General features: G+C 59.2%; 14 protein-coding genes. 6 read left to right on the top strand and 8 right to left on the bottom strand.

Annotated elements, in window-relative coordinates; translation table 11 throughout:
• Positions 1-79: 79 nt before the first annotated feature.
• Positions 80-4,114: an ATP-dependent RNA helicase HrpA gene (gene hrpA / locus ACIPF8_RS19455; protein WP_400424112.1), complete on the bottom strand. Its 4,035-nt coding sequence runs from the start codon at positions 4,112-4,114 to the stop codon at positions 80-82.
• A gap of 400 nt (positions 4,115-4,514) precedes the next feature.
• Here hrpA and ACIPF8_RS19460 point away from each other — a divergent pair, with 400 nt between their 5' ends.
• A complete protein-coding gene (locus ACIPF8_RS19460) occupies positions 4,515-6,185 on the top strand; it encodes a peptide chain release factor 3 (protein WP_400424114.1) in 1,671 nt (556 codons plus the stop codon).
• A 415-nt stretch (positions 6,186-6,600) separates the two neighbouring features.
• On the opposite strand, the gene ACIPF8_RS19465 is transcribed toward ACIPF8_RS19460, so the two are convergent.
• A complete protein-coding gene (locus tag ACIPF8_RS19465; protein WP_400424116.1) occupies positions 6,601-7,929 on the bottom strand; it encodes a dicarboxylate/amino acid:cation symporter in 1,329 nt (442 codons plus the stop codon).
• Positions 7,930-8,496: 567 nt separating this feature from the next.
• Between ACIPF8_RS19465 and ACIPF8_RS19470 the strand changes: the two genes are divergently transcribed.
• From ACIPF8_RS19470 to ACIPF8_RS19485, 4 genes are all read left to right on the top strand, one after another.
• Positions 8,497-9,237, top strand: a complete 741-nt coding sequence (locus ACIPF8_RS19470) for an acetoacetate decarboxylase (RefSeq protein ID WP_400424117.1) — start codon at positions 8,497-8,499, stop codon at positions 9,235-9,237.
• A gap of 20 nt (positions 9,238-9,257) precedes the next feature.
• Complete coding sequence (locus ACIPF8_RS19475; RefSeq protein ID WP_211454055.1) at positions 9,258-10,040, top strand: 3-hydroxybutyrate dehydrogenase; 783 nt, start codon at positions 9,258-9,260, stop codon at positions 10,038-10,040.
• Positions 10,041-10,175: 135 nt separating this feature from the next.
• On the top strand, positions 10,176-11,141 hold the full coding sequence (locus ACIPF8_RS19480; protein ID WP_400424120.1) for a hypothetical protein: 966 nt from the start codon (positions 10,176-10,178) through the stop codon (positions 11,139-11,141).
• Between the two features lie 42 nt (positions 11,142-11,183).
• Positions 11,184-13,484 carry a hypothetical protein gene (locus ACIPF8_RS19485; protein WP_400424122.1) on the top strand — a complete coding sequence of 767 codons (2,301 nt, stop codon included), beginning with the start codon at positions 11,184-11,186 and terminating at the stop codon, positions 13,482-13,484.
• Between the two features lie 19 nt (positions 13,485-13,503).
• On the opposite strand, the gene ACIPF8_RS19490 is transcribed toward ACIPF8_RS19485, so the two are convergent.
• The 5 genes from ACIPF8_RS19490 to hemC form a co-directional block, all read right to left on the bottom strand.
• Positions 13,504-14,829 carry a hemolysin family protein gene (locus ACIPF8_RS19490; RefSeq protein ID WP_400424123.1) on the bottom strand — a complete coding sequence of 442 codons (1,326 nt, stop codon included), beginning with the start codon at positions 14,827-14,829 and terminating at the stop codon, positions 13,504-13,506.
• Between the two features lie 205 nt (positions 14,830-15,034).
• Positions 15,035-16,231, bottom strand: a complete 1,197-nt coding sequence (locus ACIPF8_RS19495) for a heme biosynthesis protein HemY (protein ID WP_400424125.1) — start codon at positions 16,229-16,231, stop codon at positions 15,035-15,037.
• Between the two features lie 4 nt (positions 16,232-16,235).
• Positions 16,236-17,414 carry a uroporphyrinogen-III C-methyltransferase gene (locus tag ACIPF8_RS19500; protein ID WP_400424126.1) on the bottom strand — a complete coding sequence of 393 codons (1,179 nt, stop codon included), beginning with the start codon at positions 17,412-17,414 and terminating at the stop codon, positions 16,236-16,238.
• Positions 17,411-18,196 (bottom strand): uroporphyrinogen-III synthase, encoded by a 786-nt coding sequence (locus ACIPF8_RS19505; protein WP_400424128.1) that lies wholly within the window; start codon positions 18,194-18,196, stop codon positions 17,411-17,413. Before ACIPF8_RS19505 ends, ACIPF8_RS19500 begins: the two co-directional genes overlap by 4 nt.
• Before the next feature lie 78 nt (positions 18,197-18,274).
• On the bottom strand, positions 18,275-19,219 hold the full coding sequence (gene hemC / locus ACIPF8_RS19510; protein WP_400424130.1) for a hydroxymethylbilane synthase: 945 nt from the start codon (positions 19,217-19,219) through the stop codon (positions 18,275-18,277).
• Between the two features lie 244 nt (positions 19,220-19,463).
• Between hemC and ppc the strand changes: the two genes are divergently transcribed.
• On the top strand, positions 19,464-22,322 hold the full coding sequence (gene ppc, locus ACIPF8_RS19515) for a phosphoenolpyruvate carboxylase (protein ID WP_400424132.1): 2,859 nt from the start codon (positions 19,464-19,466) through the stop codon (positions 22,320-22,322).
• A 90-nt stretch (positions 22,323-22,412) separates the two neighbouring features.
• On the opposite strand, the gene ACIPF8_RS19520 is transcribed toward ppc, so the two are convergent.
• On the bottom strand, positions 22,413-22,892 hold the full coding sequence (locus ACIPF8_RS19520) for a GNAT family N-acetyltransferase (RefSeq protein ID WP_400424134.1): 480 nt from the start codon (positions 22,890-22,892) through the stop codon (positions 22,413-22,415).
• Positions 22,893-22,931 lie beyond the last annotated feature (39 nt).

Consider the following 22,931-nt stretch of genomic DNA (forward strand, 5'->3'; position numbering starts at 1 on the left):
CGCAATTTTACGCGAAAACCCCTTTAAATCCGCGACTTCAGGCGTTGGTAACGTTCTGCCAACACCGCTCCAGCTATCCTTATCGCTGCATCGACTCCCATACCTTTTGCAGGCGCTTGACCGACACCGGCATCGGCGTGCGCAACTCTTGTGCAAACAGCGACACCCTCAGCTCTTCCAGCAACCAGCGGAACTCGGCCTGCTTCGGATCGGCCTTGCCGCCCCGATCCTTCTGCGCGCGCTGCCACGGTGTGGCGACCTGCGCCCATTCCGCCATCAACTTGGCGTCACGAGCCGGATCGGCGCGCAATTTTTCCAGCCGCACATTGATCGCCTTCAGGTAACGCGGGAAATGCGTCAGGTTGGCATAGTCATTGTCGGCAATGAAACGCTTGCTGACCAGCGACTGCATCTGGGCCTGGATATCGGCGACCGATTGCGGATGTCCCTTGGCGCCTTGCAGCTTCTTCGGCAAGCCGTAATACTCTGCCAGGATCAGCGCCGCCAGCCGGGCAATTTCATTGCACAGCAAACCCAGGCGCGACTTGCCTTCATCCTTGCGCTGGTTGAACTCAGTAGCATTCTTCGGCAACGGCTGCTGCAGGCAGGCGCGCTCCAGGCCGGCGTGAATGATCTGGTCGCGCAGCTCTTCCTGCGAACCGAGCGCCAGGAATTGCATGCCCATCTGCTGCAAGCCGGGAATGTTTTTCTCAAGGAATTTCAATTGCTCCTTGAGCTGCAACGCAAACAGCCGACGCAGGCCAAGATGATGGATGCGCGCCGCCTCGTTCGGATCGTCGAACACTTCCAGGTCGCAATGGCTTTGGCGATCGACCAGAGCCGGGAAGCCGATCAGGGTCTGTTTGCCCTGCTGGATTTCCAGCAGCTCAGGCAGTTCGCCGAAGGTCCAGCCGGTCAGGTTGGTGAATTGTGCGTTGCTGCTGGTGTTGCTGCTGCCTTTGGACGGCGCCTGCTGCGCGCTACGCGCTTGTGCAGCTGTCGCCGGGGCTTTGCCTGCCGGCGTCGCTTCCGTGTCTGCCTTTGGCGCCTCGGCTACCGCCGTCGCCACCGCCAGCTTCTGGAAACTCTCACGCGCCTGGCCACCGAACTCAGCCTGCAAGGCAGACAGATTACGTCCCATGTCGAGCTGGCGACCGTGCTCATCGACAATCTTGAAATTCATCGAATGATGCGCAGGCAGCGTTTCCAGTTTGAAATCGGTGCTGCGCGTGGCGACGCTGGTTTCACTGCGGATATCCGCCATCAACGCATCCAGTAGATTGCCATGACCGAACACGTGGCGCGCCTGGATACGTTCGCAAAATCCGGCGGCATAGTCCGGCAGCGGCACGCAGTTGCGACGGATCTTTTGCGGCAATGACTTCAGCAGCAGATGCACCTTTTCCTTCAGCATGCCAGCCACCAGCCAATCGCAGCGGTCAACATAGACCTGGTTCAGCGCGAACAACGGCACCGTCAGCGTCACACCGTCACGCGGCGTACCCGGCTCGAAGTGATACGACAGGGCCATTTCGATGCCGGCCACGCGCATCACTTTTGGAAACAGCTCGGTGGTAATACCGGCTGCTTCATGACGCATCAAATCGTCGCGGTTCAGGAACAGCAGCTTGGGCGTCTGAACGCTGACATCCTTGTGCCATTTTTCAAACGTGATGCCGTTGCAGATATCGGCCGGAATCAGCTTGTCGTAGAACGCCGCGATCAGGTCATCGTCGACCAGCACGTCAAGTCGGCGCGACTTGTGCTCCAGGTTCTCGATCTCGCGGATCAGCTTCAGGTTATGTGCAAAGAACGGCGCCCGCGTTTCGAACTCGCCGCCAACCAGCGCATCGCGAATAAAAATCTCGCGCGCTTCCTGCGGATTGATCAAGCCGAAATTGATGCGGCGCTGGCTGTACACCACCAGCCCGTACAAGGTGGCTCGTTCCGACGCCGATACTTGCGCCGTGCGCTTTTCCCAGCGCGGCTCGCCATACGATTTTTTCAGCAGATGGGCGCCAACCTTTTCCAGCCATTCCGGCTGGATCTGGGCGATGCAGCGCGCATACAGACGGCTGGTGTCGACCAGCTCAGCCGCCATCACCCATTTGCCGGCCTTCTTCGACAGGTGCGAACCCGGCCACAGATGGAACTTGATGCCGCGCGCGCCCAGGTAATGCGGATCGTCGTCGGCCTTGAAACCGACGTTGCCGAGCAAGCCGGTCAGCAATGCGCAATGCAACTGCTCGTAGGTAGCCGGCGCTTCGTTCAGGCGCCAGCCCTGCTCGCGCACGATCGTCAGCAACTGCGAATGGACATCGCGCCATTCGCGAAGGCGCAGCTGCGACAGGAAATTGGCGCGGCAGTTATCCATCAGCTGGCGATTGGTTTTCTTGTGCTCGATCGCCTCCTCGAACCATTTCCAGATCTTCAGGTAACTCAGGAATTCCGATTTCTCATCAGCGAACTTCTTGTGCGCCTGGTCGGCAGCGCCCTGCGCCTCCATTGGCCGGTCGCGCGGATCCTGCACCGACAAGGCGGCAGCGATGATCAGCATTTCGCTCAGGCAGACATTATCCAGCGCCGCCAAAATCATGCGGCCGACGCGTGGATCCAGCGGCAGCTTGGCCAACTGGCGGCCGGTCTTGGTCAGCTGGTTGTTGTCATCGACCGCACCCAACTCCTGCAACAGTTGGTAACCGTCGGCAATCGCCCGGCCCGGCGGCGGCTCGATGAACGGGAAAGTCTCGACATCGGTCAGATGCAACGACTTCATCCGCAGAATGACCGAAGCCAGCGACGAACGCAGGATTTCCGGCTCGGTGAATTTCGGCCGCTGCAGATAATCCTGCTCTTCGTACAAGCGGATGCAAACGCCGGCAGCAACCCGGCCGCAACGACCGGCGCGCTGGTTGGCGGCCGACTGTGCAATCGGTTCGATCTGCAACTGCTCGACCTTGTTGCGGTAGCTGTAGCGCTTCACCCGCGCCAGGCCGGCATCAACCACATAGCGGATGCCCGGCACTGTCAACGATGTTTCGGCAACGTTGGTGGCCAGTACGATGCGACGTGCATTCGATGACTTGAACACTCGTTCCTGTTCCTGCGCCGATAGCCGCGCGAACAGCGGCAATATCTCGACATGCGCCGGATGATGCTTGCGCAACGCTTCGGCGGCGTCGCGGATTTCGCGCTCGCCCGGCAAGAACACCAGCACATCGCCGGAACCGATACGCGCCAATTCGTCGACCGCATCGACCACCGCATCCATCAGGTCGCGTTGTTCGCGGTCGCGCTGAGCGGCGCTTTGCGGCGCATTCGGCTTGGCTGCCGCCGCTCCGGCGGCAGGATTGACGCCGCTGCGGTCGGCATTATCGACCGGCCGATAGCGTACTTCCACTTCATACAAGCGGCCGGAGACTTCGATGACCGGCGCCGGCTTTTCAGGCGTGCCGAAATGGCGGGCGAAACGGTCGGCATCGATGGTTGCAGAAGTAATGATGACCTTCAGGTCGGGGCGCTTCGGTAGCAACTGCTTCAGGTAGCCCAGCAGGAAATCAATGTTCAGGCTGCGCTCGTGCGCCTCGTCGATAATGATGGTGTCGTACTGACGCAGCAGCGGGTCGGTCTGCGTCTCCGCCAGCAAGATGCCGTCGGTCATCAGCTTGATCCAGGCGCCCTTGGTCAGGGTGTCGTTGAAACGCACCTTGTAACCGACGTGCTCGCCCAGCGGCGAATTGAGTTCCTGCGCGATGCGCTTGGCGGTCGAGGAGGCGGCAATCCGGCGCGGCTGGGTGTGGCCGATCATGCCGTTCAGGCCGCGTCCCAGTTCCAGGCAGATCTTCGGCAGCTGGGTGGTTTTACCGGAGCCGGTTTCGCCGCAAACGATGATGACCTGATTAGCAGCAAGCGCCGCCGATATTTCGGCGCGTTTGCCGGAAACCGGCAATTCCTCAGGGAAAACGATAGGCGGCAGCGGATTGCGTTCCGGCGCCTGCCGCGCAGGTTCAGGACGTGACGACCCGGAGCGCGGCTGGGATGGACGGCTGGCAGTGCTCTGGGGGCTTGGGCGATCAGTGGATCGCGGTGGTTTGTTGGATTCGGATACGGACATGAGGATGGAATTATACAGAGCGCCACCCACAAATCTGTTGCTAATTCCACTGCTGATTTCATTACCGATTTCGAAACGCCAGACGCCGATGTGGGGTAATCGATCCAGACAGCGCAAAAAACATGGGAATATTAGTAAATTAATATCGAATTTCTTACATTGACCAGCTAGGCAACAGCCACTCCTTCATCCTCGGCGTCCGCCTGCATTTTAGTGCTTCATATAGGAGACAACCGTGGTCGACAACGCCACATACGTTATAATCGCGGGTTATCGAAACTGCCCACATGCCAACGAGCCATCGCAACAACGGCCGCCGCAGGCAGGTTTCCCGTTTTCCTCGCATTCACGCATTCATTATTCTCAAGGCAGGCGACCGAGATCGCCTGAACCACGCATCATGCAAGAGCCTATTTCCGAGCAGCCGAACGCCATTGGCGAAGATGCCGACATCGTTGCCAACACCGTTTCCAGCGAGCAAATCGCCAGCGAAGTGGCACGCCGCCGCACTTTCGGCATCATTTCCCACCCGGACGCCGGTAAAACCACGCTGACCGAAAAACTGCTGCTGTTCTCGGGCGCGATCCAGCTGGCCGGCACCGTCAAGGGCCGCAAGAGCGGCCGCCACGCGACCTCGGACTGGATGGACATCGAAAAGCAGCGCGGCATTTCGGTCGCCAGCTCGGTCATGCAGTTCGAATACCGCGACCACGTGGTCAACCTGCTCGACACACCGGGCCACCAGGACTTCTCGGAAGATACCTATCGCGTGCTGACAGCCGTCGACTCGGCGTTGATGGTGATCGACGCCGCCAAAGGTGTGGAAACGCAGACCATCAAGCTGCTCAACGTCTGCCGCATGCGCAATACGCCGATCATCACCCTGATGAACAAGATGGACCGCGAAACCCGCGATCCGCTGGAATTGCTCGACGAGCTGGAATCGGTGCTGAAGATCCAGTGCGCGCCAGTGACCTGGCCGATCGGCATGGGCAAGACCTTCCGCGGCGTGTATCACCTGCTGCGTGATGAAATCCTGCTGTTTGCCGCCGGCAATGACAAGGCGGACCAGGACTTTGAAGTCATCAAGGGCATCGACAATCCGCGCCTGGATGAAATGTTTCCGCGTGAAATCGAACAACTGCGGATGGAAGTCGAGCTGGTGCACGGCGCCTCGCATCCGTTCGACCAGGAAGCATTCCTGGCCGGCGTGCAAACCCCGGTGTTCTTCGGTTCGGCCATCAACAACTTCGGTATCCGCGAAATCCTCAATGCGCTGATCGACTGGGCGCAACCGCCAGGCGCACGCGACGCCACCGTGCGTACCGTGCAGCCGACGGAAGCGGCCTTCACCGGCTTCGTGTTCAAGATCCAGGCCAATATGGACCCGGCGCACCGCGACCGCATTGCGTTCCTGCGCGTCTGCTCCGGCCACTTCCAGCGCGGCATGAAAATCAAGCATCTGCGCCTGAACCGCGAGATCAAGGTATCGAGCGTGGTGACCTTCATGGCGTCGAGCCGTGAACAAGTTGAAGAAGCTTACGCCGGCGACATCATCGGTTTACCGAACCACGGCAACATGCAGATCGGCGACAGCTTCTCCGAAGGCGAACTGCTGCAGTTCACCGGCATCCCCTACTTCGCGCCGGACTTCTTCCGCTCGGTGCGCATCCGTAATCCGCTCAAGATCAAGCAGTTGCACAAAGGCCTGCAACAGCTCGGTGAAGAAGGTGCGATCCAGGTATTCAAGCCGGTCACCAGCAGCGACCTGGTGCTGGGCGGCGTTGGCGTGCTGCAGTTTGAAGTGGTGGCGAGCCGCCTGCTCAACGAATATGGCGTCGATGCCGTGTTCGAAGGCACCAGCATCAGCAGCGCACGCTGGATCACTTGCGACGACAAGAAGATCCTGGCCGATTTCGAGAAATCATCCGCCGGCCACAATGTCGCCTACGACGCTGCCGGTAACATGGCCTACCTGGCAACCTCGGGCGTCAACCTGCGCCTGACACAGGAACGCTGGCCGCAGGTGGTGTTCCATGAAACGCGGGAGCATGCTGCCAAGCTGGGCTAAACCTCGGGTAAGCCGAATAGAAAAGGGAGATGCATCATGCATCTCCCTTTTCATTTGTGCCCAACGTAGGGTGGGCACGCATGCCCACGCGGAATCCGGATACGCAGGCATCGCTTGCCACGACAAGGCGTGGGCAATAAATTGCCCACCCTACGCGACTAAGCCTCGACTGCGGTAAGCCGAATAGAAAAGGGAGATGCATCATGCATCTCCCTTTTCATTTGTGCTCAACGTAGGGTGGGCACGCATGCCCACGCGGAATCCGGACACGCAGGCATCGCTTGCCACGACAAAGCGTGGGCAATAAATTGCCCACCCTACGCGATGAAAATAAAAAAGGGGGATGCATTGCGCATCCCCCTTTTTTTATTTCTTTAAACCTGCCATCCGTCAGGCATGCATGCCCACCGATAAATTACGCGTGATCGCGCTGATCAGCCTGGGCAATCGCTGCGTCGTGTTTCGCCAGCTCCTGCTCAGAATCAATCGCCTTGCCATCCAACTGGCTGTGCAAGCGCTGTTCGTCCAGCTCGCCAGTCCATTTCGCCACGATCAGAGTCGCCACGCCGTTGCCGATGGTGTTGGTCAGCGCGCGGGCTTCCGACATGAAGCGGTCGATCCCCAGGATCAGCGCCAATCCGGCTACCGGCACATGGCCAACGGCCGACAAGGTCGCCGCCAGCACGATAAAGCCGCTGCCGGTAACGCCTGCTGCGCCTTTGGAAGTCAGCAGCAGCACCGCCAGCAGAGTCAGCTGTTGCATCAGCGACATCGGCGTATCGGTAGCTTGGGCGATGAATATCGCGGCCATGGTCAGGTAGATCGAGGTGCCGTCCAGGTTGAAGGAATAACCGGTCGGAATCACCAGGCCGACCACAGACTTCTTGGCGCCGAGGTTTTCCAGTTTGCCCATCAGGCGCGGCAGCACCGATTCCGAGGACGAGGTGCCCAGCACGATCAGCAGCTCTTCCTTGATGTACTTGACGAACTTCCAGACGCTGAAACCGTGTATCCGGGCGACCACGCCCAGCACGCCAAAAATGAACAGCAGGCAGGTCAGGTAGAACGCTCCCATCAATTGGCCCAGCGACAACAGCGAGCCGACGCCGTACTTACCGATGGTGAAAGCCATTGCGCCGAACGCGCCGATTGGAGCGACTTTCATGATCAGGCCGACCATGCCGAACAGCACATGCGAGAACTTCTCGATGAAATCGAACACCAGCGTACCGCGGCCGCCAAATTTATGCAGCGAGAAACCAAACAGGATCGCGATCAGCAGCACTTGCAGGATTTCGTTCTTGGCAAACGCATCAACAAAGCTGCCAGGAATGATGTGGAAGAAGAAATCGACCGTCGACTCCATCTTGCCTGGGCCCGTATAGGCAGCGATGCTCTTGGTGTCGAGCGTGTTGAGATCGATGTGCATGCCGGTACCCGGATGCCAGACGTTGACCACGATCATGCCGAGGATCAGCGCCACGGTGCTCATGATTTCAAAGTACAGCAACGCCAGACCGCCGGTCTTGCCGACTTTCTTCATGTCTTCCATGCCGGCGATGCCGATCACGACGGTACAGAAAATGACCGGCGCGATGATCATCTTGATCAGTTTGATGAAACCATCGCCGAGCGGCTTCATTGCAGCCCCGGTTTCAGGATAGAGATGCCCAAGCACGACGCCGATCACGATGGCGGTCAATACTTGCACATAGAGCGATTTATACAGCGCTGGTTTTGCCATTTGTCCTCTCCGATTTCACTACGTTCTTTTTAGAATCTCGTCACGGCCCACTAACCGCAAAAGCGCAGTAGAGCCTGCTCTGATCATAACAGGTTGTTTTTTTTATCTCTATTGATTCAGCCTCCGATTCCTCCCCGAATCGTGAATTTGAAAAAATATAAAAAAGAGCGCAACTGTAGCTGATAACGCTATCACGACTCAAGCAAATTACGATAAACAACAAATAATTGCATTTTGTGCAATCATTGCAGATATGGGCGATCCGTGGCTAGTCTGTGACTGGTCTGGCGCGCGGAAAAGCCGCATTGAAACTCGAAGGCGGACGGAATTTGAGATGGCCTTGTCACAATTGTTATGTATCGTTAAGAAGGCCGAGCATGTATCTTTATCTGGTTGCCGATCCACGCGCCAAATGCTCGTTAACAAAAGTTAAAAACTGGCAGCCGATCTTCCGATGAATGCTGAAAAATATTAAACCTTTTGCAGCACCCGTGGTCCCAAATAAGCCATACACGTAGCATCAGCTGTCGTATCGCCGCCAGCAAATCTTTTCAAAAAGGAAGATATATGACTGAAAACGAAGTCCGCAAAAATGCTTTTGCGATGCCGCTCCACAATCCGGCCTTCCCTCCCGGTCCTTACCGTTTCGTCGATCGCGAATTCCTGATCATCACCTATCGCACCGATCCGGAAGCCCTCAAGAAAATTATCCCTGCGCCGTTGCAATTCGTTGAACCCATCGTCAAGTTCGAATTCATCAAGATGCCCGACTCCACCGGTTTCGGCCATTACTGCGAATCGGGACAAGTTATCCCGGTGACGCTGGACGGTGTCGCCGGCGGCTATGTGCACAGCATGTACCTGAACGATCACCCGCCGATTGCCGGCGGCCGTGAACTGTGGGGCTTCCCCAAGAAACTCGGCAATCCGGAACTGCAGGTCCACACCGATACGCTGATGGGCACGCTGGACTACAGCGACTTCCGGGTCGCCACCGGCACCATGGGCTACAAGCACAAGACGCTCGACAATGATGTCATCAAGAAGTCGCTGGAAACGCCTGCCTTCCTGTTGAAGATCATTCCGCATGTCGACGGCACCCCGCGCATCTGCGAACTGGTACAGTACAGTCTGACCGATATCACCGTCAAAGGCGCCTGGAGCGGCCCCGGTGCGCTCGACCTGCATCCGCATGCGCTGGCGCCTATCGCCGACCTGCCGGTGCTGGAAGTCATCTCCGCGGTACACATTCTGTCTGACCTGACTCTGCCATTAGGCACAGTCGCTTACGATTATCTTGCCAAGTAACCAAAAAAAAAGGAAATGCCATGTCACTCAAAGATAAAGTTGCACTGATCACCGGTTCCGCCAGCGGCATCGGCAAGGAAATCGCCATCGAATACGCACGCGCCGGCGCCAAGGTCGTCATCGCCGACCTGGCTCTCGATGCCGCCACCGCTACTGCAAATGAAATCACCCAGTCGGGCGGCATTGCCATGGCCGTCGCCATGAACGTCACCGACGAAGCCCAGGTCGACAAGGGTATCGCCGACACCGTCGCCGCCTACGGCAGCATCGACGTGCTGATCAGCAATGCGGGTATCCAGATCATTGCCCCGATCGTCGACTCGACGCTGGACAACTGGAAGAAGATGCTGGCGATTCACCTGGACGGCGCCTACCTGACTACCCGCGCCGCGATGCGCGAGATGATCAAGAAGGGCAACGGCGGCTCCATCATCTATATGGGCTCGGTCCACTCGCACGAAGCGTCGCCGCTGAAAGCGCCGTACGTCACCGCCAAGCACGGCCTGATCGGGCTGGCCAAGGTAGTTGCCAAGGAAGGCGCCAAGAACAAGATTCGCGCCAACGTCATCTGCCCTGGTTTCGTGCGCACTCCGCTGGTGGAAAAACAGATTCCGGAACAAGCCAAGGAACTCGGCATCACCGAAGACCAGGTGGTCAAGAACGTGATGCTGAAGGATACCGTGGACGGCGAATTCACCACCACCCACGACGTCGCGCAAACCGCGATCTTCCTGGGCGGCTTCGAATCCAACGCGCTGACCGGCCAGTCCATCGTGGTCAGCCACGGCTGGTTCATGCAATAAACGGCGCCGCGCAATAACGAGTCGCCGGCAATCTCGGTACAAGGGCAGGAAGCCATTCCTGCCCTTTTTATTACTTCGCCAATTGCCCATTCGTTACCCGCGACACCGTTGCCTTACCCGATCCAGGACTTCACCTTGAACAAAATTTTCCCCATCACTACGCCGGCGCGGCGCCTCAGCTTGAAACACTGGCTGGCGTGTGCACTGCTGCTCGCCAGCAGCGCCGACATGTTTGCCAAGGGCGTGGATGTACCGCCGTCGACGACCTCAACAACGACACCAGCACCAACGCCGTTCGCCAGCCGGCAGGCAGCACTGGCGGCATTGCCGCCGCTGATGCTATGGGTATGGGAACGGCCCGACGATGTCCGCACCTGGCTCAACAGCAACGACATCACAGCAAAAGCCGCCGAATCGCGTGCCAAATCGCGCTCTTCCTTGCAAGACCAACGCATCGGCGTTGCCGTGCTCGACACCACCATCATGCTGCGCGACGGCGTCGCCAATGTGCGCCGCCGCCAGCAGCCGCTGCAATTGCCGGCGACCTGGTATTCGAAAACCGGTTTGCAGCAAAAGGCGCCGGTAGTGCCTATCGTGCATATCGACATGGCGCGCGGCAAACACAAACCGGTCTTGAATGAAAAACAGAAAAAGACCATCGTCACCGCAGTGCTGGCCGCTGCCGCGCGCAGTCCGAGTCAGGTGGTACAGCTCGACTTTGAAGTCATGCACAGCCAGAAACCCTTCCTTGCCGAGGTCGTCAGAAGCAGCCGCGCGACGCTGCCGGACAATGTAGCGCTGTCGATCACCGCACTGGCGTCCTGGTGCGTCGGCGATGCCTGGTTAAGCGACCTGCCTGCCGACGAAATCGTGCCGATGGCGTTCCGGATGGCCAGCGATACGCGGCACATGCGCGCCATTCTCGATGACGACGGCCGCTTCCCGCGCCCGGAATGCCAGCCGAGCCTGGGCCTGTCGCTCGACGAACAACCGTGGCCCGCCAAACTGCGCAGCCAACGGCTGTATCTGTTCAACCGCAACGCGTGGTCGGCCACGCCAATGGCAAGTTGGTCGGTACGTTTGGGATCGCTTGTATTGTAAAATCCACAATCATCGATTTCAGCCCTTTCCTTCTTGACGCATATGAAAATCCTGCCGCTGCAACGCCTACTGACACACTTACAACCAAGTACACCGTGGTTCCGGCGCCGGCTAGGCGCATGCGCACTGCTGGCGCTGGCGCCGGTATTGGCGCACGCCAGCGGCGGCGATGATGACGACTACAACCGCTTTGCACCGGAGAGCTTTGTCGCGCAACCGGAACTGGCGCGCTATGCATCCGGCACACTGGGCGTAATCGGCAGCGGATATTGGCGGGTCTACCTGTTCATGGCCTATCGCGCTTTGCATAATCAGCCAATCGGCGCCGCTGCACCGGAGGCGCTCGGCATCGCGGGCTGGGGCACTGCCCTGCTGCAGGATCGGGCGTATAGCCACGACGGCGTCGACTCTTGGCTGCAAGCGCGCCAACCGTATGCCGACAGCGCCATCACCACGCTCGATCCATGGCGCGCGGTAGGCGCGAAAGACAGTTTCCAAAACTATCTGAACTGCCCGAAAGATGCGTTCGACAACGCCACCAGGACCCTGGAATCACGCAAGAAGCTGGACGCCGGCCAATGGCTGAAATTGTGGGTGAAGAACCAGGATGCCGTGTTCAGCCAATGCGCGGGCGGCAACGCCACGACACTGGCGCCGCTGCCGGATGCCGCTCCGGCATGGCTGAAAGCCGACTACGCTTACCAAAGCGCCGCCACCCTGTTCTACAAGCAGGATTTCACGAGCGCGCGCAAGCAGTTCCAGGCGATTGCTGCGGACGGCAAGTCGCCATGGCAACGCATTGCCCCTTACCTCGCGGCCAGGTCGTTGATCCGTCAGGCCGAACTGAACGAAACTGCCGGCTCGCCCGCCTATGCCAGCGACCTGCAAACTGCCCGCAAGGAATTGCGCGCGATTGCCAGCCAATATGCGCCGGCGCAAGGCATGCTGGCGCGCCTGGACCTGCGCCTGAATCCTGAACAACGGCTGCTGGAGCTGGGTAAAAAACTGAGCAGTGCATCGTTCAATCCTGTCAGCGACCAAACCGCACAAGAACTGACCGACTACCTGGTCCTGCTCGACCGCTTCGAGAATCCGGACAGCGCGCTATGGTCCAAACTTGATCCGATGACGCGCTGGATCCTTACCATGCAACAGCGCGGTTCCGTCACCACAGCAATCACCGGCAAGCCGAGCGCCGACGACCTCAAACGCGCAGCGGCCGCAGCCGAAGCGTACGCGCTGGCGCAAAGCCAGTGGCAAAAGGAAAAGAGCCCGGAATGGCTGATTGCAGCCCTGAGCAGCGCACCGCCCGGCAAGGCAGCGCCGGAATTGATGAAAGCGGCTGACAGCTTGCCAGTCGACTCCCCCGCTTATCAAAGCGCACGCTATTACGCAACCCGCCACCTGCAGGCGCAGAAGCAGGACGCCGCTGTGTGGCGCAGTGCTGCTCCGGAAATCAAGGGAAGCGACAAGACGCTGGCCAGCAGCGTCAACCTGTGGCGCGCATTGGCGCTGCCGGTAGCGCCGAAGCGCGTCGACTTCATCGGAGCCTTGTGGCGGCATCCGGTCGACCAGGCAGAAAGCTACGCCAAGAGCTATGCCGTCGAGGCGCGCAAGAACGCCGCCGCAAAGCCGAACGATGCCGCCGCCGCAGCGGAAGCCGATGCGGCCCAGCGGCGCTGGTTGGAAGTCAGCAGCGACGGCCTCGACGATGACGGTTTCGCCACCCTCAACCATGCCTTGCCGCTGAGCGAATGGCTGGTTCTGGCACAAGACGCCAGCACGCCGAAGGTTTGGAAAACGCGCCTCGCCGAAAGCATCTGGATGCGCGGGCTGGTGCTGGGTGATTACGCCAGCGTCGATCAGGTCAGCGCTACCATCGCCCAGGACAAGAAAACCACCGCAGGCCTGTGGCAGCGCTACCAGCAAGCGCGCACGCCCGCCGACAAGGAAATTGCAGCACTGATGATCTGGGCGAATAGCCCGGAATTGCAGCCGGAGGTGGCGGTCTGGCAGAATTTCGGCGACTGGTGTGTGGCTCCCGCCAGCAGGTCGGCAAACGTCTCGTACCTGAATAGCGACGAGCAACAGCGGGCACGCAAGGAATCACAGCAAATCGCCAAGGCCGGCGGCGGCATCAACTACTTCGGCGACAAGCTGTTGAGCTACGCCAAACAGAATCCGGCCGACGCCGACGTGCCGAAGGCGCTGTACTTCCTGATCCAGCGCACCCGAGGCGCCTGCAGCAGCAACGCTAGCCGCGTCTCGAAAGCGGCATACCAGTTATTGAAGAGCCAGCACCCCAACGATCCTTGGGCGCAAAAAGCCAAATACTGGTACTAGCAATCGTTAGGAAACAAACCTATTCGGCGTCGGCTACGCGCTGCGCCGGATAGACTTTCACCAGCACGATGCGCGGCCCGTTCATTTTCTTGACGACGATATCAAAGCCATCGAATTCGATCTTCTGGCCTTCGTGCGGCAGATCGCCCAGCTTGGCCATGATCAGGCCGCCGACCGAGTCGACATCCTCGTCTCCGTCAATCACCACATCAATGCCGAGGATACGTTCGAGGCTAAAGATCGGCAGGCTACCCTTGCCGAGCAAGGTGCCGTCATCCAGGCGGCTCCATTCGTTGTCGTTGCGGCGGAATTCGTCACGGATCTCGCCCACCATCGCCCCCAGCAGGTTATCGAGCGTGATGAAGCCTTCCGGCTTCGCGCCCTTCTTGCCGATGATCGCAAAGTGCGGCGCGCCAGTACGGAAGCGGCGGAACAGTTCCAGTGCCGCCATGCGCGGCGAGACGTATTCAACCGGACGCAAATAAGCACTCAGGCTTTCAATCGATTTGCCTTCCTGTTGCGCGATGAACAGATCCTTCAGATGGATCACGCCCAGCACGTTGATACCGTTCTGGTCGAAATAGGGATAACGGCTGAAACGATGGCGATAGATGGTTTCCAGGTTTTCCGCCAGGCTGCGCGACTGGTGCAACGCCGTGATTTCATTGATCGGGCGCATCAGGTCGGACACTTCAAGCTCACTGAAATCGAGAGACTGCGCCAGAACATTCCACTCGTCGCGGTTGAATTTTTGGCCGGCGCGGCTGCTGCCGCGCAAAATCAGCTTCAACTCATCCGCTGAATAATGGGCATCATGGCCATGCGCAGCGCCCAGGCCGAGCAGGCGCAACAACCAGTTGGCGCTGGCATTGAGAGCCCAGATGGCCGGATACATGGCCCAGTAGAAGCCATACAGCGGCACGGCGCACCATAGGCCGACCACCTCGGGATTACGGATGGCGACAGTCTTTGGCGCCAACTCACCAACCACGATATGCAAAAACGAAATCAGGAAAAAGGCAAAGAAGAAAGAAATGCCGTGGATCAGTTCAGGGGAGCCGATGCCGAGCAGATCGAACACGGGATGCAGCAGGTTGGCAAACGCCGGTTCGCCGATCCAGCCGAGTCCCAGCGAAGCGAGCGTGATACCGAGTTGGCAGGCGGACAGATAGGCGTCCAGCTGGCGATGCACTATGGCCAGAATCCGGCCGCGCAGGCCTTGGGTCTTGGCGATGGCGCGGATACGGGTCTGGCGTAATTTGACTAAACCGAATTCGGCAGCAACAAAAAAGCCATTGAGTGCTACCAAAAATAATGCTGCAATAACCAATAACAGGTTGTTCAACGAATCTCTTCCATGATAAAGACGGACGATAAGTATAGGGTAGGATTGGCATTTTTTACAAAACTGCCAAAAATTGAGTCATTTTCGCCACTCTCCGGTGGCGTTATCGACATAAAAACGGGGGCCGGGATTTACGCGCAAACACTGCGTAAATCCCGGCCCCCGCTTGATTTCCTGCCACAGGCGACGCAAGGAATCAGCTAGCCTACAACATCGTCGCCAATGCGCACTGCCGATAATGTTCGGCCGCCAGTTCCGGTTGATCGATCGCTTCGTGCAATTGCGCCAGCTTCAGATGCGCTTCGCGCACCGTCGCTGGCGATTCTGCATCCGACAAAGCCTGCTCCAGATGGCGCTGCGCCTTGCCCCACAATTTCTGTTTGAAGCAGAATGTTCCCAAGGTCAACGCCAGTTCGGCATTATTCGGTGCCTTCAGCAACCACTGTTCGCAATGTTCGATTTGCGCCAACAATTCGGGAGAAGCTGCCGCGGCCGCAGCGTCGCGGTAGACCGGCAACAGACGCACATCCCATTCCGCTGCCAAGGATTTCTCGACAATGGTGCGGGCTTCATCGCGCAAACCGCGCTTGTTGAATGCGCTGGCGGCGCGCATCGCGATGAATGGCTTGATCCGGTCTTCACTCGGCACAGTCGCCCACATGCGGGCAATCGACTCGGCATCGTGCGAGTCGTCCGACAGCAAGCCGTCGTAAGCCAGTTCGCGCAAACGCGTCGACAGTGCCGGATGCAAGGCATCGTGCTTGTTCAGCGTCCGCACCAGGCGCAACACTTCCGGCCAGTTCTTGGCTTGCTGGTTGGCTTTCAGCGCCAACCGCAATGCGTGGATGTGGCGCGTGCCGCTGGCATTCAACTCACTGACTGCTTCCAGCGCCGCCTGCGATTTGTGCTCGTCGACCAGCAAATCCAGCGTGGTGATCAGCCGTGCGGTTTTCAGAGGCTCATTATCTTCAATGCTGGCCAGCCAGATATCGCGCCGCTCAGGTTGCCCCATGCGGTGTGCCGCGCGAGCGCCGATCAAGGCCGCCACGCCAAGGTTATCCGGCAGTTCAGCAGCGCGCGTAGCGGCTTTTTCCGCCTGGCCGAAACGGCCTTCGAAGAGCGATTTCAGGGAGTCGCGCAACGCGTTGTTGGATGTCGTTTCACGCTTGTGGCGGCGATAGCCGATCACGCGCGCAGGCAATTTCTGGGTGACACGAATCGCCCGGATCACGACATACAGCAGTATGAACAGGATCAGCAGCAATACGACAAAGAAATTCAGCGACAGGTCAATTCGGTATGGTGGGAAGAACAGCACCACGTTACCGGGGTTATAACGCGCCACCACTGCCAGACCGATGGCGACCGCGAACAGGGCAACAAGCCGGAGAAAGAATCGCATATGACTATGGCTTGCCTTTGTAAGTACGGATCGCCACGGGGCTATCCAGCGCCGGCATGGTGATCGAAAGATTGCTGCCCTGGACCTGCTTCAGCATCGTTTGCACGGTCTGGGTCTGCTTGGCGCGGGTATCGAAATACTTGGTGATGGTTTCCTGGGCGGCGATCAGGTCGCTGCGGAAAGCCGATTCGTTACGCGACAGCAGGCCGAGACGCGCATTGAGCAAACGCAGTTTCAGGTTTTCCCGGGCGTAGTAAGCCTGGGTCGGCGACAGCAGCAAAGCGTCCGGATTGTCGACGCTGCGTACGCGAATCAGCTGACTGATCTCGGTCCACATCTCGCTGCTCCAGCTTTGCCAGGTGTTTTTCAGGCTGATCTTCCAGTCGCTTGCGGTTGCGTCCGCAGCAGGCGCCGACGCGCCGCCTGCTCCAGCCTTGGCAGGCTTGGTTTTGACAACGGCCTGGTTGTTCGGCTGGCTGACGCCGACGATCGGCTTTTCATCCGACAACAGCGGCATGCTGTCGACCTGGCCGATCACACTGTCCAGGCGTACTGCAATCCCGGTGACATCCAGCGTCGGCAAAGCCTTCAACTTTTCGATGTCGTGCGCGATCGCGCGGCGGACGATGATGAATTGCGGCTTGTCGGAGCGCGACAGGCTCTTGTCGGCATTTTGCAAGGCAATCAGCGCGCCTTGCACGTTGCCAGCCAACTGCAGTTGCTGGCTGGCGGTAGACAAAACATTCTCGACTTCCGACAACGCCTGCTCGTCGCTGTTCTGCGACAAATCCTTGTACAGCTGTTCCAGCGCCAGTTGCTGGCTTTGCGCCTCGACCTGCTTGTTCTCCAGCACGCTGACCTTGCCCTGCAGTTCCTTGGTATTGTCCTGCACCGACTTCACCAGCACCTTGGTTTCGGTATTGGTGCTGTCGCCAACCTGCAGACGATGCGCGATTTCCTGGCGCAGGCGGGTATTCTCGGTGTGCATCGACCACCATTGCGCTGCCAGCAGCAAGGCTAGCAACAACAGGATCAGGTAGACCAGTCCAAGCTGTCGCCTCGGACTCTTGGCCTCATTGACCTTGAATGGCGGCAGCTCGGACTGCGGCGCCGCCGGAGCCGTCGCGCTGACGGCAGGACCAGCTTGCTGGCTCGATTCTGGAGTAGGTTGCGATTCGTTCATAGCGGGAATTGTAACGCGTCGAGTAGCCGTTCGTCGCCTGAGCCGGTAAGTGTGACATCGGTAAATCCAAGCGCATATGCCGTTTCGGCAATACGGGCATGTGGGACAACGAGTTTCTGCTGTTGGATTTTTGCAACACCGCTACCGTTTTCGACTTGCCGGACCAGCTCGATCAGATGCCTGAGCGCTTCCGAACTGGTCACGATCCAGTCGTTGCGGCTGTCCAGCAGCAGTTGCAGCTGCACTTTTAGCGCGTTATCGAGCCGCGGCGCCTGGCGCCGGTAGGCGGCGATGGGCAACACTTCGATCTCGGCTGCCCGCAAAGCATCGGCCAGCAATTCGCGGCCGCTTTCACCGCGCACCAGCAATACCCGGCGGCCGCGCAAGGCGGCCAGGTCGAGCGCCTGTAGCAAACCTTCGGAATCTGACCTGGCCGGATCGGGCGGGCTGAAGATCGTGATGTTCTGCGCCGTCAGGCCATGCCGAGCCAGTGCGGCGCGGCTGCCCTCGCCGACAATACCGATCGGTAGTTGCGATGGCCATTGGGCGATATGCTGGAACGCAGCGTCCACCGCGTTGGGGCTGACGAACACCGCCAGCGCGTAGTCGTCGAGCCGGGCCAGCGCAGCCTGCAGCGCCGCGTTGTCATCCAGCGGCAGGATTTCCAGCAGCGGAAAAATGATCGGCTGGCGGCCGCGGGCCGCAATGTGGCTGGCCAATGCAGCAGCTTGCGCCGCAGGCCGGGTGACGACAATCGGAGGCAGGGACGAATCAAGCTGCATGGCCGCCTTGCAGTACTAGTAATGGTATGGGACTCGCAACATCATTGCGGAAGGACACCAGGAGCCTACAACAGCCCACTAACTCTCCTCTTTGCACTGCGCCAGGATCGCCGCAGCGCCCTGGGTTTCCAGCGCTTCTGCAATCTTCCGGCCGAGGGTATCCGGCGCATCGGCCGCGCCGCTGGCGTCGGCTGTCACCACTTGTTTGCCATCCGGCGTGCCGATCATCGCGCGCAAGCGCATCTGATCGCCGGCGATCGTCGCAAACGCCGCCAGCGGAACCTGGCAGCTACCGCCGAAAGCGCGCGACAAGGTGCGCTCGGCAGTCACCGCCTGCGCGGTCGACACATGGTTCAGCGGCGCCAGTATCTGCTGCAAGTCGGCGCGATCGGCGCGAATCTCGATGGCCATCGCGCCCTGCCCCGGCGCCGGCAAACTCTGTTCCGGTTCAATCAAGGCCTTGATGCGATCGGCCAGGCCGAGCCGTTTCAAGCCGGCCGCAGCCAGGATGATGGCGGCGTATTCGCCGCGATCGAGCTTGGCCAGACGGGTATCGAGATTGCCGCGCAACGGCTTGATCTGCAATTGCGGAAAGCGCGCCGCGATCAGCGCCTGGCGGCGCAGGCTGCTGGTGCCGACCACGGCGCCGGCAGGCAGCGCATCCAGCGACGCATAATCATTCGAGACGAAAGCATCGCGCGGGTCTTCGCGCTCCAGCACGGCGGCCAGCGCAAAACCCGACGGCAATTCCATCGGCATGTCCTTGAGCGAATGCACCGCCAGGTCGGCACGGCCTTCTGCCATCGCCACTTCCAGTTCCTTGACGAACAAACCCTTGCCGCCGACCTTCGATAAGGTACGATCAAGAATTTGATCGCCGCGGGTGGTCATGCCGAGGATTTCTATATTACAGTCTGGATATAATGCAACTAACCGGGCGCGCACGTGTTCCGCTTGCCACATGGCCAGCCGGCTTTCACGTGATGCAATGACTAACTTGGATGGGGAGGATATTTTCGACACAGGTTCTTTCAGATGTTAGCTATGCAGACTTGATGCAGCAGATGTTGCCGGACAGAGTTATCCGAACGCCAACAAGCCATATCAAAAATGCCCAACGAAATACATTGTTTTCGCTGCGGATTTTAACATGTGCTCCCTGTAGCCTCAGTTGTACATCCTATATCGAAATAGCTATATCGCAAGCGTTTGACCCGTTCCAAGCCCTTCGTCCCTCACCCCAGAAAAGCTGATTGCACTCGTTAAAATGGCAAAACAATTGAATTCTGCTGTCCAGGTAAAAAAATCCCCCCCAAACAAAGATGCGCCGCTGAAAGAAGATATTCGTCTGCTGGGCCGCTTGCTGGGCGACGTGCTGCGCGAACAAGAGGGCGATGCGGTATTTGAAGTAGTAGAAACGATTCGCCAGACAGCGGTCCGCTTCCGCCGCGAGTCGGATCCCCAAGCCGGCGCCGATCTCGACAAGCTGCTCAAGAAATTGACGCGCGACCAGACCAATTCGGTGGTGCGCGCGTTTTCCTATTTTTCGCACCTGGCCAATATCGCCGAAGACCAGCACCACAACCGCCGCCGCCGCGCCCACTTGCTGGCAGGCTCTGCGCCGCAGGCCGGCAGCGTTGCCCATGCACTGAGCAAGCTGGACGATGCCGGCGTCTCCGGCGCAACAGTGCGCAACTTCCTCAAAGATGCGCTGATTTCACCAGTGTTGACGGCGCACCCGACCGAAGTGCAGCGCAAGAGCATCCTCGATGCGGAACGCGAAATCGCCCGCCTGCTGGCCGAGCGCGACCGCCCACTGACCGCCAAGGAACTGCGCGACAATACCGAACTGCTGCGCGGCCGTATCGCCACCTTGTGGCAAACCCGCATGCTGCGCTATACCAAGCTGACCGTCGCCGACGAAATCGAAAATGCGCTGTCCTATTACCGCATCACCTTCCTGCGCGAACTGCCGGCGCTGTATGACGACATCGAAGGCGAAATCGCCACGCAATTTCCAACGCGTGCGCGCCAAGGTAGCGCCAATGCCGAACTGGCGCCATTCGTGCAAATGGGCAGCTGGATCGGCGGCGACCGCGATGGCAACCCCAACGTCAACGCCAGCACCATGCAACGCGCATTGACGCGGCAATCGACCACCATCTTCGATTTCTACCTGGAAGAAGTGCATGCACTGGGCGCCGAGCTGTCGGTGTCGACCCTGATGGTCAGCGTCAACCAGGAGCTACTGGCATTGGCGGAAAGTTCGCCGGATACGTCGGATCACCGCTCCGACGAACCGTACCGACGGGCATTGATCGGCATCTACGCCCGCCTGGCCTCGACCGCGCGCGAACTCGGCGCAACCAACATCCTGCGCCAGGAAGTCGGCGCCGCTGCGCATTACGCAACCCCGCAGGAATTCACGCAGGAACTGCAAATCGTCGAAGATTCGTTGCGCGCTCACCATGGTAGCGCATTGATCAAACCGCGCCTGGCGACACTCAAGCGCGCCTCCGAGATTTTCGGCTTCCACCTGGCCTCGCTCGACATGCGCCAGAGTTCCGACGTCCATGAACGCGTACTGACCGAACTGTTTGCGCAGGCACAGGTGGAAGCCGCCTACGACAAACTCAGCGAAGAACAGAAGATCGAACTGCTGCTGGCAGAACTGGCCAAGCCACGCCTGCTGTACTCGCCGTACATCGACTATTCCGACGAGACCGTTTCAGAGCTGTCGATCCTGCGCGCCGCCGGCGAAATGCGCCAACGCTACGGCGCCCGCTCGATCCGCAATTACATCATCTCGCATACCGAGACCGTCTCCGACCTGCTGGAAGTCTTGTTGCTGCAACAGGAAACCGGTCTGCTGCGTCCGGATGCCAAGGGTGGCAAAGACACCGGCACTCTGGAAGTGATGGTGATCCCGCTGTTTGAAACCATTCCCGACCTGCGTCGCGCTGCCGCCATCATGGAACAGTTCATGGCGCTGCCGCCGGTGACGCGCCTGATCGCCAAGCAAGGCAAGTTGCAGGAAGTGATGCTGGGCTATTCCGACTCCAACAAGGACGGCGGTTTCCTGACCTCCAACTGGGAACTGTATAAAGCGGAAATCCAGCTGGTGCGCGTATTCGACCGCGCCGGCGTCAAGCTGCGCCTGTTCCATGGCCGTGGCGGCACCGTCGGCCGCGGCGGCGGCCCAAGCTACCAGGCGATCCTGGCGCAGCCGCCGGGCACCGTCAACGGCCAGATCCGCCTGACCGAGCAAGGCGAAATCATCGCCTCGAAATTCTCCAACCCGGAAATCGGTCGCCGCAACCTGGAGCTGCTGGTGGCGGCAACGCTGGAAGCGAGCCTGATGCCGAACAACGCCGACGCCAAGCAAAGCAAGAAGCTGGGCGAGTTCGAAGAGTTGATGGATGGCCTGTCGGAACGCGCCTACCAGTCGTACCGCAACCTGGTCTATGAAACCCCAGGCTTCACCGATTACTTCTTTGCCGCGACGCCGATTGCCGAAATCGCCGAATTGAATATCGGCTCGCGCCCTGCTTCGCGCAAGGCAACCCGTCGCATCGAAGACTTGCGCGCGATTCCGTGGGGCTTTTCTTGGGGCCAATGCCGCTTGCTGCTGCCGGGTTGGTACGGCTTCGGTAGCGCCATCGAGAGCTGGCTGCAGGAAGGCAAGGACAGCAAGCTGAAAGCGCAAAAGCTGGCGACCCTGCGCGCGATGTACAAGGAATGGCCGTTCTTCGCGACCCTGCTGTCGAACATGGACATGGTGCTGTCAAAGACCGATCTGGCAGTGGCGTCGCGCTACGCCGGACTGGTCACCGACCGCAAGCTGCGCAACAGCATCTTCAAACGCATCGTCGATGAACATGAGCGCACCAGCAATATCCTGTCGGCTATCACCGGCGCCAAGGATCGTCTGTCTGGCAACCCGCTGCTGGCGCGTTCGATCAAGAACCGCTTCGCCTACCTCGATCCGCTGAATCACTTGCAGGTTGAACTGATCAAGCGCCATCGCAGCGTCACCGCAGCCGGCCGGGTTACCGAAGAACGAGTCAAGCGCGGCATCCACTTGAGCATCAACGGCATTGCTGCGGGCTTGCGCAATACCGGTTGATCTTCGCGCCGCTTCTGTGGCCAAGGCAATGAAAAAGACCGGACGGATCATCGATCTGCCCGGTCTTTTTTTATCTGCGCATGGGGTGCCCTACAGTTTCTTCTGCAGCAGCAAGGCCTGGCCCATCGCCGGATTCAACTCATAGCCGGCAAACCCGGTCGACTGGTACAGCGCGCGCGCCGGCTGATTGCCGCTCAACACTTCCAGCGTGATCTTGCAACAGCCGAGGCCAAGCGCCACCCGTTCAACCTGCTGGATCAGCAAGCGGGAAATGCCCCGGCCACGAAATTTACCCGCCACCGCCAAGTCGTGGATGTTCAGCAACGGCTGACAGGCGAAAGTGGAAAATCCTTCTATGCATATCGCCAGGCCGGCCGGCTCATCGTCGGCAAAGGCCAGCACCACATGTACGTCGCTCCGTTTGCCGAGGGCAGTGATCAGGTTGGCTTTGACGAAATCGGCCAACTCTTGGCCGCCGCCCATGGCGTCCATGGCGTACTCATTTAACAGTTCAACAATAGCTGCAGCGTGGCGGGGATTGGATAAATCGGCGTTGACTATCTGGGTCATTTCTTGATCCTGGTGAACACTTCAAAAGCTGCTTGGTAG

Origin of the sequence: Collimonas sp. NPDC087041 (assembly GCF_044745265.1) — a bacterium.
Lineage (GTDB): Bacteria > Pseudomonadota > Gammaproteobacteria > Burkholderiales > Burkholderiaceae_D > Collimonas.